We start from the raw sequence: 13,276 nt of genomic DNA, 5'->3' as shown, positions 1-13,276 counted from the left end.
GATGGGCACTAATTAACCAGGAATGTAACTAACGAGACGGGCATGGATTCGATAAAGCCAGCAGTGGCTCGGATGCTTATCAGCGAGTCGGCGCGCAGCAATGGTGACACAAGGAAGACCACGATTGCACCGTCCAGCTGGCCGGACATGGGCCGAACAGATGTGTCGCAGTCTATGAGCATGCCCAGATAAATGGACATCGAGCTTATTTCCTGAAGCGGGCGAAGGGAGTTGGGCTCCTCTTCAAATGCAGATAATCACGTATCTGCCGCAGTATCCGGGGTTTTTTTGTGGCTTTCTTCCCAGACTGGCATGGCTTTCGCTCTGTTTCTCTATCTCGCTTGTTTCCCTGTCGTACCGCCAGCACTGGAACGACAGGAGAGCAGACGAAGCGATCAGAACAATAAGGAAAACTGCATGAATGCCCTGCCCGAACGTTCCGGCGGATTGGTTCCCGGTCTCACACAGTCCCGCTTTTTTTCAACCTTGCACAGCGCCCTTTGCGGCAACCGCTATGCTGATTGTCAACAAGGTAGCCTACGCATCGCTGCCTTGACCGTGACTCTTGGCAATCGGAGACAGCCATGATTCTGAAAGGCAAAACCGCTCTCGTCACCGGTTCAACCAGCGGCATTGGTCTGGGCATCGCCTGCAAGCTGGCAGAGGCGGGCGCCAATGTGATGATCAATGGTTTCGGCGATGTAGAGGGGGCCATTACGCGTGTGGCTGCGTATGGCACAACCGTGTTGCACCATCCAGCCGATGTGACCGATGCCGCGCAGATCGGGGACATGATCAGCCAGACCGAGGGCGACTTCGGCTCCCTCGATGTATTGGTCAACAACGCGGGAATTCAGTATGTGGCCCCGGTCGAGCACTTCCCGGTCGAGCGCTGGGACAGCATCATCGCGATCAATTTGTCCTCGGTATTTCACACCATGCGTCTGGCACTGCCGGGCATGCGCGAGCGCAACTGGGGGCGGATCATCAACATATCCTCGGTGCACGGTTTGGTTGCCTCGGCGCAGAAGGCGGCGTACGTGGCAGCCAAGCATGGCGTGATCGGTCTGACCAAAACCGTTGCGCTGGAAACTGCAACCACCGGTGTCACCTGCAACGCGCTTTGCCCGGGCTGGGTATTGACGCCATTGGTCCAACAGCAGATCGACAGCAAGGCTCAAGGCCATGGCGACCCGAACCGGGCAACTCGCGAACTGCTGATGGAAAAACAACCTTCACTGGACTTCGTCACGCCCGAGGAGCTGGGTGACCTGGCGCTGTTTCTTTGTAGCGAGGCAGCCAGGCAAGTGCGAGGCGCTGCCTGGAATGTAGATGGCGGTTGGTTGGCCCAATAGTCGATGAGCGCAGCAAAACCCATCGCTTCCAATCTGCATGGGTTTTGCAGGCTCAACCTCGGCTACAAACAGCGCTTCACGCCTTGGCGCGCGAAGTGTTTTCGACGTCTTCATGGTGCTGCGGACGGAGAGACTCGAACTCTCCTACCTTGCAGTGCGGCTCGGCTCCGCCAGCAAGGTTACCGCAGGGGCCTGAGTGGCCTAGCGCTCGCTCAGCCCATGCAACTGCAGCTTGGAATACAGGCTCGCGCGGGAGATACCCAGCTCGACAGCGGCGCGGCGACGGTTGCCTTTACAGGCTCGCAACGCATGCTGCAGCGCACGGCGTTCGGCCTGGGCGACGCTTTCAGCCAGCAGCTGTAGCGGGGTTTCTTCCGCGGCGGGAGGCTCAATGGTGCTGATTATCGCGGGTGGCGTCGGCGGCGTGGCATTGCTGTTCTGCTCGCCGAGCAAAGGCAGTAAATGCTGCGGCGCCAGCGGAAGCCCATCGGCATTCAACTGCGCGCGTTCCAATAGATTGCTCAGCTCGCGCACGTTGCCACGCCAGGGTTGACCGCAGAGTAAGGCCACGGCCTGGGCGGTGAGTTCCATCGGCGCCTGGCCGGAGCGGTTGGCGATGTCATCAAGCAGGTGTTCAACCAGAGCGGGAATGTCGCTGGCGCGTTCGCGTAATGACGGCACCTTTAGGGCGAGAACGTTGAGACGGTAGTAGAGGTCGTCGCGAAATTGCCCGGCAGCGACTTTGGCTTCCAGATCGATATGGGTTGCCGCGATCACCCGCACATTGAGCGGTTTGACCTGGTTGGAGCCGAGCGGCTCGATCTCCTGTTCTTGCAGCACCCGAAGCAGTTTTGCCTGCAGGGCCAGTGGCAGATCGCCGATCTCGTCGAGAAACAGGGTGCCGCCGTTGGCGACTTCGAACTTGCCGATACGTGCCTTGCGATCGGCGCCGGTAAAGGCGCCAGGTGCGGTGCCGAACAGCTCGGCTTCCACCAAGGTTTCAGGAATGGCCGCGACGTTGACCGCGACGAAGGGGCCGTTGGCCCGGGGGGAAAGGTTGTGAATGCCTTGGGCCAGCAGCTCCTTGCCGGTGCCGGTCTCGCCGCGTATCAGTACCGTGGCGTCGAGCTGCGCGGCACGGCGGGCCTGACGTTTGACCTCGCTGGCGGCTGGGCTGGTGCCGATGAAGCCGGCGATGGTGTAGCGTGCGCGGCGGGCTTTGGCCAGCTCGTTCTGGGTCGCGACCAGTTGTGTCTGCAGGATATTGAACTTGGACATCAGCGGTTTGAGATGCTGCGCCCGGTCGAACAGCACGAAGCCCAAGGCTCCCACGAGGGTGCCGTCCTCGTCACGCAGCGGGATGCGCGTCACCACGAAATGCTCGTCACCGAACGCCATCAGATCGAGCATGCTCGGCAGGCCACTTTCCATGACTTCCCGCAGGCGGCTGGCCGGTAGCACTTCTTCGATCTCTTTGCCGAGCACGCCGCGCGGATCGCTGATGCCGAGCTTCGCGGCGTACTTGTCGTTGATCCAGACGATACGTGCCTGGCAGTTGACCGCGATGGTGCCCTCGCATTGGGCGTTGAGGTGATCGAACAGCAGCGGCATCGCCACCGCGCGAAAGCGCTCCGGGGAAACGCCGATGATCAGGCCGTTGTCGTCGAGGTCGTTGCGGGCAATTGCCATGAGTTCGAGCTGTCCAAAGAGGTTCGGCCGATTATGAAAGGCGCCGACTGCCGCGAGCAAGGCAGCCGGCCCCTGCGCAACTAAGCTGGAAAAACGTTAGCGAGGCAGGCAAGACAAGGCGCAACGACCAACGGGAGTAACAGCCGAAGGCTGGCCCGAAGGGCGAGCGCAGCGAGTCAAACGGCCGAAGAAGCGGACCGGGCTCGCGTACGAGTTTACTTTAAGTAAATGAGCATGACCTACTTCGTTCGCCCTCAGGGCCGCGCTAAAGCGCGTTAGCCGCAAGCGGCTTTCAACGCAGTATTGTCAACGCAGGTAGTTTTTACTGGGCGTACACCTCGTTGGGCAGCCATGTCGCCAGCGGTGCGAAGAAGAACACCAGCGCCAGACCAATCAACTGGATCAGGATGTAGGGCAGTACCCCGAGATAGACGTCGCGAGTGGTGACTTCCGGTGGGCACACACCCTTGATGTAGAACAGGGCGAAGCCGACCGGCGGTGTCAGGAAGGAGGTCTGTAGGCATAAGGCGAAGAGGATCGCGAACCACAGCGGATCGACGCCCATGGAGAACAGTACCGGGGCCACCAGCGGCAAGATGATCAGGGTGATCTCCACCCAGTCCAGAAAGAAGCCCAGCAGGAAAGTGATGAACAACACGGTGAGCAACACGCCGGTCTGGCCGAAAGGCAGGCCGGTAAGCGCCGCGCGGATCACGTCGTCGCCACCTAAGCCACGGAGCACTGCGGCGAACACCGTGGCGCCGATGAAAATGCCGAAGATAAAGGCCGAGGTGCGGCTGGTCTGGTAAAGCGCCTCCTTCAACACGGTCATGTCCAATCTGCGGCTGCAGGCGGCCATCAATACCGCACCGAACGCGCCCACGGCAGACGCTTCGGTGGTGGTGGCAATGCCGAAGAAGATCGAGCCGAGCACTGCCAAGATCAGCGCGAACGGCGGCACCACGGCCCAGAACACGTCGAGCAGCGCCCGCGCGTCGAGCTTCGGGCGGTTGGCCGGTGCCGGTGCAAAGTCCTTCTTCACCCAGGACACAATAACGATGTAGAGGATGTACATCAGCGCCAGCATCATGCCGGGAATCAGCGCGCCCATGAACAGTTTGCCCACCGAGGCTTCGGAGGTGCCGAGGCGGTCGGCCATCAATACCAGCATGATGCTCGGCGGAATCAGGATGCCCAGCGTACCCACCGAACAGGCGGTACCGACGGCCAGACTCTTGTTGTACTTCGCCTGCAGCATTGGGCCGACGGACAACATGCCCAGCAGGGCCACCGAGGCGCCGACGATGCCGGTTGAAGCCGCCAGTAGGATGCCTACCAGCACTACCGTGACCGCATAGCCGCCGCGTAACGGGCCGAGCACCCGCACCAGGCTATGCATCAGCCGTTCGGCGATGCCAGAGCGGTCGAGCATGATGCCCATGAAGATGAATAAAGGGAGGGCGACCATCAGCTCATTGGCGACGATGCCGTAGATGCGCGCATCCAGCACGCCGATGGTGCCGTCCCAGGTGAACCAGAGGTCGGCGTCGAAGTATTCGATCAGCACGTGGCCGAATATGGCGAACAGCAGTCCGATGCCGGCCAACGACCAGGCCACGGGAAAGCCAAGCAGCAGTAGCAGCATGAACGTAGCGAACATGCTGATGACGAGTAGTTGCTCCAGACCCATGATTACGACTGCTCCATCAGGGCTGCGAGTGGCCGCGGTCGCGGCCACCGGAAGTGGGCGCCAAGGCCCGCGGGAAATTGAAAAGCAGCGTGCTACAGCGCGTGGCCCTAGAGGCCAGCGCCAGGGCGACCAGCGCCAGGCCCAGCGGGAGCACGCTCTTGAAAATGAACCTATGCGGTAGGCCGCTTGGCGCCTGCGAGCGCTCGTTGTAGATGAACGCCTGATAGGCAAAAGGAATCAGCGCATCGACCATCAGCAACACCACCGGTAATGCCAGAATCAGGATCGCCAGCAACTCGATGATGGCCTGGCTGCGCAGGGTGAACTTCTCGCGCAGGACATCGACTCGCACATGGTCGTCACGTACTACGGCATAGGCCAGGGCGAGCATCAGCGCGGCGCCGAACAGATGCCATGACAGCTCTTCCAGGGCAATCGAGCCGCGGGCCAGCACGAAGCGGCTGAACACGTTGGTCAGCACTACCGCGAGCATCAACAGCCAGATCCAGGCGCTGGCTTCGCCAATAGCGACCAGAGCTTTGTCGAGCCAATAGGACAGGCGGTTATGCGGCAGCGCAGCCTCGTCGGAGGCGGGCGCAGCAGCGTTGGGGGAAGCGGGATGAACGGACATGGCCACCTCGGTAATCCAGCATTCGTGAAGAAAGGGCACGATCGAAGCCGTGCCGTCAGCGCCCTGGTTGGCTAGGTCAACGAATTCGTTGCCTGACGCCCTGATCGAACCGCATGATCGGGGCTTGAGCATACGAACCGGACTGACCCGCCTACCATTCAGGGCGCCAGACTCAGCGCGCAGCTATCAGTCGTAGTGGTAGTAATCGCGTGGCAGATAGCCCTTGCTGTGCCAGATCGAGTGATGTTTCACGAATTCGCGCTGGCTGGTCAGGACTCGGTTGAATGCCTCGTCACTGGCGGCGATCTCGTCGAGCACTTCCTTGGTCACGCGCTCCAGTTCGCGCAGCACTTCCTCGGGCAGCACCTGGGCCTTGACGCCCTGTTTCTCGTAGTCACGCAGCGCGGTCGGCTGGGCCCATTCGCTTTCGGCGAAGCCCTTGAGCGTGGCCGATTCGCAACCCATCTCGATCAGCGCGCGGCTCTGCGGCTCGAGCTTGTCCCAGACACCCTTGTTCACCAGCAGGTGCGAGGTGGTGAGCGTCTGGTGCCAGCCCGGCATGATGTAGTTCTTGATGATCTGGTCGAGGCCCAGCATTTTGTCGACGGCGGGCTGCGAGAACTCCGTGGCGTCGATGGTCTTGCGTTCCAGCGCCTGGTAGATCTCCCCGCCCGGAATCATGGTGACCGAGGCGCCGAGCTTCTCCAGCACCTTGCCGCCGATACCGGCGAAACGGATACGCAGCCCGTCGATGTCTTCCAGCTTCTCGATCGGCTTGGCGAACCAGCCGGCGCCTTCCGGGCCGATGATGCTGCACAGCATCGGATGGATATTGCGTTCGGCATAGATCTCTTCGAGCAGCTTCTTGCCGTCACCCTCGTAGTACCACGCGAGGTAGGCTGGCGGCTCCATGTTGAACGGTGCACCGGAATACAGTGGCAGCGCGGGGATGGTGCCCTGGTCGTAACCGATCCAAGTATAGCCGGCTGGGTATTTGCCGTTGCTCACCGCGTCCATAATCTCGAATGGCGGCACCAGCTCGCCGGGCTCGTAGTAGCGCAGCTGGATATCGCCGCCAGAAATCGCCTTGAGCGATTCCGACAAATGTTTGACCGGCGTGGTCAGACCGACGAGATGGGACGGGAAGGCCAATGGCACTTGCCAGCGAATTTTCTCAGTGGCCATCGCGTTGGCGCTCACCAGCGTGGCACTGATAACGGTTGCTGCGCCGATCGCACAGGCGAGACGGGACAGCTTTTTCGTTACGGACATTACAGATTTCCTTGTTTTTGTTGTTGTGATGGCCAGAGGTTATGGCCCGGTGCGGCGTAGCCGGAAAGCGGAAGAGCGACGTCCAGTCACCCGCCCGCCAGAAGTCTTGGCGTCTAGCGCTTATCCCATTAGCAGGTTCTGTGCCTGACTCCAGATACATGCTCAAACGGCCATTCCAGAGCGCTTTCATAGATCGTTAGGATGCGCCTGTGTCCAGTCCGTCGGACATTCGCCTAGGGCGTTTATCCGAGCGTCCACGATTCTGGATCTATGTCTGGTTATCTAGACGGCCAGCTTTTCGGGCACGCACCGCGACATGCGGCTTGTACTCGAAAGCGTGGTGGGGAGCGGGTGGGTCGGTGTCGTAGTAGCGGGTGCTAGCGGGGGCGTTGATGTCAGCCAGCTTCCTTGCCCAGAGTCGCTTTCAGTGCGGTGAGGCAACGCTCCTCGGCGGTATCGAGCTCCAGCTGCATCTGTTGGATATCCAGCTGTTGTTGCTCAAGTTGTTGACGACGTTCGGCAATCATCCCGAGCATGATGTTCAGCTGCTTCTGGTTGCCGGCCTTGGGGTCGTAGAGTTCGATCAGCGTCTTGCATTCAGCCAACGAAAAACCGAGGCGTTTGCCGCGCAGGATCAGCTTGAGCGCGACGCGGTCCTTCGGCGTGTAGATGCGTTCCTGACCGCGGCGTGTCGGCGAAAGCATGCCCTGTTCTTCGTAGAAGCGAATGGCGCGGGTGGTGATGTCGAGCTCGTTGGCCAAATCGGAAATGCTGTAGGTCTGCTTTGCCATGTATATATCCAGTCTTGCCTGCCCGCCCGCGGCTCGCGAGGAGCCGGGCGCGTTTTCATCGGTTTTTTATCGGGGCAAGGCTACACGCTGGCCTCGTACGGTGCCCAGTGGCAGGTGGCCAGTGGCCGCTCCTTCAGCGCTGAATCGGGCAACCGGTAGCTTCCTGAATCTGCTCGAAGGTGACATCGTCGGCCAGTTCGACCAATTTCAAGCCGTGTTCGGTCACGTCCAGCACACCCAGGTCGGTGATGATCCGGTCGACTACCCCGACGCCGGTCAGCGGCAGGTCGCATTGCTTGATGATCTTGTGCGTGCCCTTGGCGGTGTGCTCCATGAGCACCACGACGCGCTTGACCCCAGCCACCAGGTCCATCGCGCCGCCCATGCCCTTGACCATCTTGCCGGGAATCATCCAGTTGGCCAGATCGCCTTTCTCCGAAACCTGCATGGCGCCGAGGATTGCCAGATTGATATGGCCGCCGCGGATCATGCCGAAGCTCATGGCGTTGTCGAAAAAGGCGCTGCCGGGAAGGGCGGTGACGGTCTGTTTGCCGGCATTGATCAGGTCCGGATCGATTTCCGCCTCGGTGGGGAAGGGGCCGATGCCGAGCAGACCGTTCTCGCTCTGCAGCCAGACATCCATGCCCTCGGGGATGTAGTTGGCGACCAGGGTCGGCAGGCCGATGCCCAGGTTCACGTAGAAGCCATCCTGCAGTTCCTGTGCGGCGCGCTGCGCCATCTGTTCCCGTGTCCAGGCCATGATCAGCTCCTCACCGTGCGTTTTTCGATGCGCTTCTCGGCGTTCGGGTTATGGATGATGCGCTGCACGTAGATGCCCGGCAGATGGATCTGGTCCGGGTCCAGCTCGCCGGTTTCCACCAGTTCGTCGACCTCCACCACGCAGACCTTGCCGGCCATCGCCGCGAGCGGGTTGAAGTTGCGCGCGGTCTTGTTGAACACCAGGTTGCCGGCCTTGTCGGCCTTGTGCGCCTTTACCAGCGCGATGTCGGCGGTCAGCGATTCTTCCATCACGTACCACTCGCCGTTGAACTGGCGTGTGTCCTTGCCTTCTGCGATCAGCGTGCCGTAGCCCGTTTTGGTAAAGAAGGCCGGGATACCGGAACCGCCGGCGCGCAGCTTTTCGGCGAGGGTGCCCTGGGGGGTGAATTCGAGTTCCAGTTCGCCGGCCAGATACTGCCGCTCGAATTCCTTGTTCTCGCCGACGTAGGAGGAAATCATCTTGCGCACCTGACGCGTCTCGAGCAGCACGCCGAGGCCGAAGCCGTCGACGCCGGCATTGTTGCTGATCACCGTAAGGTCTTTCTTGCCGGTGTCGCGCAGCGCTTCGATCAGCGCTTCGGGAATGCCGCACAGACCGAAGCCGCCGACGGCGAGGGTCATGCCGTCTGCGACCAGGCCGTCGAGTGCCGCTTCAGCGTTTGGGTAGATCTTGTTCATATGAACCTCTTTCTCATTGCGGGCTGCCAGTGGTTCACTGTGCGCTTAGCCGCGCCCGAGCGACCCGCGATCCGTTGGGACGACCCACTACATCACTGATGCGTTGCCCTGCGGCGATCAGCATGTCCAGGTCAATCCCGGTCTCGATACCCAGGCCGTTCAGCAGGTAGAGCACGTCTTCGCTGGCGACGTTGCCACTGGCGCCCTTGGCGTAGGGGCAGCCACCGAGTCCGGCGACCGAACTGTCGAAGGTGCAGATGCCTTCCTGCAGGCTGGCGTAGATATTCGCCAGCGCCTGGCCATAGGTGTCGTGGAAATGGCCGGCGAGCTTGTCACGCGGCATCTCGCGGCCGACGACGTCGAACAACTGACGGGTCTTGCCTGGGGTGCCGGTGCCGATGGTGTCGCCCAGCGATACCTCATAGCAGCCGATGGCGAACAGCTCATGCGCGACATGTGCCACCCGCTTCGGGTCGATCTCGCCCTCATAAGGACAGCCCAGCACACAGGAGACGTAGCCGCGCACCTGAATGCCGTTCTCGCGCGCGGCTGCCATCAGCGGGGCGAAGCGCGCCAGGCTCTCCTCGATCGAACAGTTGATGTTCTTCTGCGAGAAGGCTTCGGACGCCGAGCCGAATACTGCCACTTCGCTGACACCCGCTTCGATGGCTGCTTCCAGGCCTTTCAGGTTCGGGGTCAGTGCCGCGTAGGTCACGCCCGGTTTCTGCTGGATCTGCGCGAAGACATCAGACGAGCCCGCCATTTGCGGCACCCACTTAGGCGACACGAAGCTGCCCACCTCGATATAGCGCACCCCGGCAGCACTCAGGTCGTCCACCAGGCGCACCTTGTCCGCGACGCTGATCGGCTGTTTTTCGTTCTGCAAGCCGTCTCGCGGGCCGACTTCGACCAGGCGTACCCGGCGTGGCATTTCAGTGGTAGTGGTCATCGGTATTCCTCGTGACAAGTACGGGTGCCTTCCCGGTAAAAGAGTGTGGACCATCGGGTCATACAAAAACTCTCAATGCTCAAGTACCGAACAGCGTGGCAGATAAGGTTAGGCGAGTCGCCCCTTGCCGGGGGGGTAGCACGCCCGAGAATTGCCATGCCATGCCATGCCACGCAAGTTGAAAACCTCTCATCACACGCTGTTGTTCTTTGCGCTTGTAGCTGTGCTGCTGACTGCGCTTGGGGTGTTCAGTCTGATGCAGATGGCGGCGATACGTGCGGCGGGCAGCGAGATCGACACCGACTGGATGCCAAGCCAGGCAGCCGCAGACGACATGGCGTTGCACTTCGCACACGTACAGATCGGGTCCATGCGTCAGCTCGCCTTTCACGATGCCGAAACGCTTCGTCAGAGTGATGAGCACATCGCCGCGGCAATGAAACGGACGGGTGCGCCGTTTCCGGATGTAGCCACGCGGCAATGTTGGTGCGTTGGTTGCGGCGAGCGCGACGCTTGACCAAGGCGCATTTGCGAGCAGGCGCCCCCTACGGCAGGCCTTCTTGGCAAAAGCAGAGCGTGGACGTCGACCGCCACCGCGCGGCAAAACCGGCGGTGGCTGCCCGGTTTGCCAGCCGCCAGTAGCCGTCATTACTCAAGCTCCACCAGCGTCGTGCCTTCGCTGATCATGTCACCTTCGGCGCAGTAGACGGCTTTTACCACACCTGCTTCGGCGGCCCGGATGCTGTGCTCCATCTTCATCGCCTCGAGCACGACCAATGTGGCGCCGGCCTCGACACTTTGCCCGGCCTCGACCAGCACACGGACGATGCTGCCGTTCATGGGCGCGGTGAGGCCGCCGTGGTGCTGCTGGCTGGCTTCGACGTCGGCGATGGGGTCGAATGCGGTGATGGCCTGCAGCTCGCCATTCCATTCCAGGTACAGGGTTTGGTCCTTGCGAATCACTTTGGGCTGGCGGCTCGGATTTGAAGGGACACGCTCGCTCCTGTTGGCGGCCACATCGATGCGCACCAGCCGGCTTTCACGGTTGCATTGCAGATGCACGCCGATTCGCGCCGGCATACCGAAACGCAGGCCGTCGCGCTTTGCCCAGGGCGAATGAAGGTCGTCCTCGCGGATCTTCGCCGGTTCGGTCTGCACGAACAGCTCGCCAGCCTGCTGCCAGAAGTCATCCGGCAGTTCGCCGGGTGTGCGCATCAGGTCGGGTTCGTGGCGCGGGATGAAGCCGGTGTCGAGTTCGGCGGCGGCAAAAGCCGGGTGGCCGACCACCCGGCGCAGGAAGGCCAGATTGGTACGCACGCCGCCAACCCAGGTTTCATCGAGCATCGCCAGCAGACGCAGGCGCGCTTCCTCACGGTTCTCGCCCCAGGCAATCAACTTGCCGAGCATTGGATCGTAGAAGGGTGATACCTGATCGCCTTCGGCTACGCCGCTGTCGACGCGTCGACCCGGTCCAGCAGCGGATTCGCGGTACAGGTCCAGGGTGCCGGTGGCGGGGAGGAAATCATTGTCGGGATCTTCGGCATACAGCCGCACCTCGATGGCGTGGCCGATGAGCGGCACCTGATCCTGGCTGATCGGCAGCGGTTCGCCGCGGGCGACACGGATCTGCCAGGCCACCAGATCCAGACCGGTGATGGCTTCAGTCACGGGATGCTCGACTTGCAGGCGGGTGTTCATCTCCATGAAGAAGAACTCGCCGCGCGCGTCGAGCAGGAATTCCACCGTGCCGGCGCCCACATAGCCGATGGCTTGAGCCGCCTTGACCGCTGCTTCGCCCATGGCGCGACGCAGTTCCGGGGATAGGCCTGGCGCGGGAGCTTCCTCGACGACCTTCTGGTGGCGGCGCTGGATCGAACAGTCGCGCTCGTTCAGGTACAGGCAGCTAGCGTGTTGATCGGCAAATACCTGGATCTCCACGTGGCGCGGTTTGCGCACGTATTTCTCGACCAGCATCCGCGAGTCGCCAAAAGACGACTGCGCCTCACGCTGAGCCGATTGCAACGCTTCGGCCAGATCCGCTTCGCGCTCGACCACCTTCATCCCTTTGCCACCACCGCCGGCGGTGGCCTTGAGCAGCACCGGGTAGCCGATCTGCTCGGCGGCAGCAAGGAAGGTTTCCACGTCCTGCGCTTCGCCGTGATAGCCGGGTACCAGCGGCACGCCGGCTTTTTCCATCAGCGCCTTGGCGGCGGATTTGCTGCCCATGGCATCAATGGCCGAGGCGGGCGGGCCAAGGAAAATCAGCCCGGCGCCTTCGATGGCGCGGGCGAACTCGGCATTTTCGGACAGGAAGCCGTAGCCCGGGTGAATCGCCTGGGCGCCGCTGGCCTTGGCCGCGGCGATCAGCTTGTCGATCATCAGATAGCTTTCGGCGGGCTTGGCACCGCCGAGATCGACGCGGATATCGGCTTCGCGCGCATGGCGCGCATCACGGTCGATGGCGCTATGCACGGCGACGGTGGTCAGGCCCATGGCCTTGGCGGTACGCATCACGCGGCAGGCGATTTCGCCCCGGTTGGCCACCAGCAGGGTGGTTATCATTGTTCTGGCTCCTGCATCCAATTCGGTTTGCGCTTCTCCAGGAAGGCACTTAAACCTTCTTGGCCCTCGGGGCTGACGCGGATACGGGCGATGCTGTTTTCGGTGTAGCGGCGAAGCGCCGGGTTGAGCGATCCGCTGCTGGCTTCGCGCATCAAGTCCTTGCTGGCGCGCATGGCCTGGGGACTGTTCAGCATGAGCGTATCGATCCAGCCGCAGAGGCTGTCCTCCAGTGCCTCGGCCGCATAGGTTTCCGACAACAGGCCGAGTTCCCGGGCGCGCTCGCCGCTGAAGCGCTCACCGGTTATGGCGTAGCGACGTGTGGCGCGTTCGCCCATGGCCTTGACCACGAACGGGCTGATCACTGCCGGCGCGAGGCCGATGCGCACTTCGGAAAGGGAAAACAGCGCATCATGCGCGCCGATGGCCATGTCGCAGCAGGCCACCAGGCCGACCGCACCGCCAAACGCCGCCCCCTGGACCACCGCCAGCGTGGGTAGCTTGAGGTGGTAGAGGCTGTACATCAGCTCGGCGAGGTCGCGGGCATCGGCGAGGTTGGCGTCGAAGTCCAGCTTCGCCGACTGTTGCATCCAGGCAAGATCGGCTCCCGCGCAGAAGTGCTTGCCACGGCCACGCAGCAGCAGGAAGCGCAGGTTCTTGTCCGACTGCACCTGATCGATGACGAGCACCAGCTCACGGATCATCTCGGCGTTGAAGGCGTTGTTCTTGTCGGCGCGATTCAGCCAGAGCGTGGCGAAACCTTTCTCGGCGTATTCGAGTTCGATGGTGTTAAAGATCGACGTGCTCATAAATGGTTCCTGCAGACGAAGGCCTTCGGCCCTTGGCTAGAAGCTGGAGGCAGGACGTCGAGCCTCCAGCCTC

At 61.8% G+C, this 13,276-nt stretch carries 13 protein-coding genes; 2 read left to right on the top strand and 11 right to left on the bottom strand.

Annotated elements, in window-relative coordinates:
* Window positions 1–8 precede the first annotated feature (8 nt).
* Window positions 9–200, bottom strand: coding sequence for a hypothetical protein (locus tag NA637_RS17145; RefSeq protein ID WP_256073512.1), 192 nt, complete (start codon window positions 198–200; stop codon window positions 9–11).
* Window positions 201–584: 384 nt separating this feature from the next.
* Between NA637_RS17145 and NA637_RS17140 the strand changes: the two genes are divergently transcribed.
* Complete coding sequence (locus NA637_RS17140; protein ID WP_256073511.1) at window positions 585–1,355, top strand: 3-hydroxybutyrate dehydrogenase; 771 nt, start codon at window positions 585–587, stop codon at window positions 1,353–1,355.
* Between the two features lie 201 nt (window positions 1,356–1,556).
* Here the strand turns inward: NA637_RS17140 and NA637_RS17135 are convergent, their stop codons facing one another.
* From NA637_RS17135 to NA637_RS17100, 8 genes are all read right to left on the bottom strand, one after another.
* The gene (locus tag NA637_RS17135) at window positions 1,557–3,044 is read right to left on the bottom strand and encodes a sigma-54 interaction domain-containing protein (protein WP_256073510.1); all 1,488 of its coding nucleotides are present in this window, start codon (window positions 3,042–3,044) and stop codon (window positions 1,557–1,559) included.
* A 322-nt stretch (window positions 3,045–3,366) separates the two neighbouring features.
* The gene (locus NA637_RS17130) at window positions 3,367–4,734 is read right to left on the bottom strand and encodes a TRAP transporter large permease (RefSeq protein ID WP_256073507.1); all 1,368 of its coding nucleotides are present in this window, start codon (window positions 4,732–4,734) and stop codon (window positions 3,367–3,369) included.
* A gap of 16 nt (window positions 4,735–4,750) precedes the next feature.
* Complete coding sequence (locus tag NA637_RS17125) at window positions 4,751–5,365, bottom strand: TRAP transporter small permease subunit (protein ID WP_256073506.1); 615 nt, start codon at window positions 5,363–5,365, stop codon at window positions 4,751–4,753.
* Window positions 5,366–5,551: 186 nt separating this feature from the next.
* On the bottom strand, window positions 5,552–6,637 hold the full coding sequence (locus NA637_RS17120; protein ID WP_256073504.1) for a TRAP transporter substrate-binding protein: 1,086 nt from the start codon (window positions 6,635–6,637) through the stop codon (window positions 5,552–5,554).
* 395 nt (window positions 6,638–7,032) lie between these two features.
* The gene (locus NA637_RS17115) at window positions 7,033–7,428 is read right to left on the bottom strand and encodes a MerR family transcriptional regulator (RefSeq protein WP_256073503.1); all 396 of its coding nucleotides are present in this window, start codon (window positions 7,426–7,428) and stop codon (window positions 7,033–7,035) included.
* A gap of 133 nt (window positions 7,429–7,561) precedes the next feature.
* Window positions 7,562–8,188 (bottom strand): CoA transferase subunit B, encoded by a 627-nt coding sequence (locus NA637_RS17110; RefSeq protein ID WP_256073501.1) that lies wholly within the window; start codon window positions 8,186–8,188, stop codon window positions 7,562–7,564.
* 2 nt (window positions 8,189–8,190) lie between these two features.
* Window positions 8,191–8,886 (bottom strand): CoA transferase subunit A, encoded by a 696-nt coding sequence (locus tag NA637_RS17105; protein ID WP_256073500.1) that lies wholly within the window; start codon window positions 8,884–8,886, stop codon window positions 8,191–8,193.
* A gap of 34 nt (window positions 8,887–8,920) precedes the next feature.
* Entirely contained in the window at window positions 8,921–9,835 is a 915-nt protein-coding gene (locus NA637_RS17100; protein WP_272889183.1) for a hydroxymethylglutaryl-CoA lyase, read from the bottom strand.
* 166 nt (window positions 9,836–10,001) lie between these two features.
* Here NA637_RS17100 and NA637_RS17095 point away from each other — a divergent pair, with 166 nt between their 5' ends.
* Window positions 10,002–10,352 (top strand): hypothetical protein, encoded by a 351-nt coding sequence (locus NA637_RS17095; RefSeq protein ID WP_256073499.1) that lies wholly within the window; start codon window positions 10,002–10,004, stop codon window positions 10,350–10,352.
* Window positions 10,353–10,483: 131 nt separating this feature from the next.
* Here NA637_RS17095 and NA637_RS17090 read toward each other — a convergent pair whose 3' ends face one another.
* Together NA637_RS17090 and NA637_RS17085 are read right to left on the bottom strand one after the other, a co-directional pair.
* Window positions 10,484–12,397: an acetyl/propionyl/methylcrotonyl-CoA carboxylase subunit alpha gene (locus NA637_RS17090; RefSeq protein WP_272889182.1), complete on the bottom strand. Its 1,914-nt coding sequence runs from the start codon at window positions 12,395–12,397 to the stop codon at window positions 10,484–10,486.
* Window positions 12,394–13,203, bottom strand: coding sequence for a gamma-carboxygeranoyl-CoA hydratase (locus NA637_RS17085; protein ID WP_256073497.1), 810 nt, complete (start codon window positions 13,201–13,203; stop codon window positions 12,394–12,396). The genes NA637_RS17090 and NA637_RS17085 overlap by 4 nt, the downstream gene beginning before the upstream one ends.
* Window positions 13,204–13,276 lie beyond the last annotated feature (73 nt).

The organism is Stutzerimonas stutzeri (genome assembly GCF_024448935.1).
GTDB classification, from domain to species: Bacteria; Pseudomonadota; Gammaproteobacteria; order Pseudomonadales; family Pseudomonadaceae; genus Stutzerimonas; species Stutzerimonas stutzeri_AO.
The sequence above is the reverse complement of the archived record's forward strand: the minus strand, read 5'-3'. Positions and strand labels throughout refer to the sequence as shown.

Coding starts and splice junctions, on each gene's coding strand:
- NA637_RS17125 (WP_256073506.1), bottom strand. CDS start 5,365: ATGTCCGTTCATCCCGCTTCCCCCAACGCTGCTGCGCCCGCCTCCGAC.
- NA637_RS17140 (WP_256073511.1), top strand. CDS start 585: ATGATTCTGAAAGGCAAAACCGCTCTCGTCACCGGTTCAACCAGCGGC.
- NA637_RS17145 (WP_256073512.1), bottom strand. CDS start 200: ATGTCCATTTATCTGGGCATGCTCATAGACTGCGACACATCTGTTCGG.
- NA637_RS17135 (WP_256073510.1), bottom strand. CDS start 3,044: ATGGCAATTGCCCGCAACGACCTCGACGACAACGGCCTGATCATCGGC.
- NA637_RS17120 (WP_256073504.1), bottom strand. CDS start 6,637: ATGTCCGTAACGAAAAAGCTGTCCCGTCTCGCCTGTGCGATCGGCGCA.
- NA637_RS17090 (WP_272889182.1), bottom strand. CDS start 12,397: ATGATAACCACCCTGCTGGTGGCCAACCGGGGCGAAATCGCCTGCCGC.
- NA637_RS17100 (WP_272889183.1), bottom strand. CDS start 9,835: ATGACCACTACCACTGAAATGCCACGCCGGGTACGCCTGGTCGAAGTC.
- NA637_RS17095 (WP_256073499.1), top strand. CDS start 10,002: ATGCCACGCAAGTTGAAAACCTCTCATCACACGCTGTTGTTCTTTGCG.
- NA637_RS17115 (WP_256073503.1), bottom strand. CDS start 7,428: ATGGCAAAGCAGACCTACAGCATTTCCGATTTGGCCAACGAGCTCGAC.
- NA637_RS17110 (WP_256073501.1), bottom strand. CDS start 8,188: ATGGCCTGGACACGGGAACAGATGGCGCAGCGCGCCGCACAGGAACTG.
- NA637_RS17085 (WP_256073497.1), bottom strand. CDS start 13,203: ATGAGCACGTCGATCTTTAACACCATCGAACTCGAATACGCCGAGAAA.
- NA637_RS17130 (WP_256073507.1), bottom strand. CDS start 4,734: ATGGGTCTGGAGCAACTACTCGTCATCAGCATGTTCGCTACGTTCATG.
- NA637_RS17105 (WP_256073500.1), bottom strand. CDS start 8,886: ATGAACAAGATCTACCCAAACGCTGAAGCGGCACTCGACGGCCTGGTC.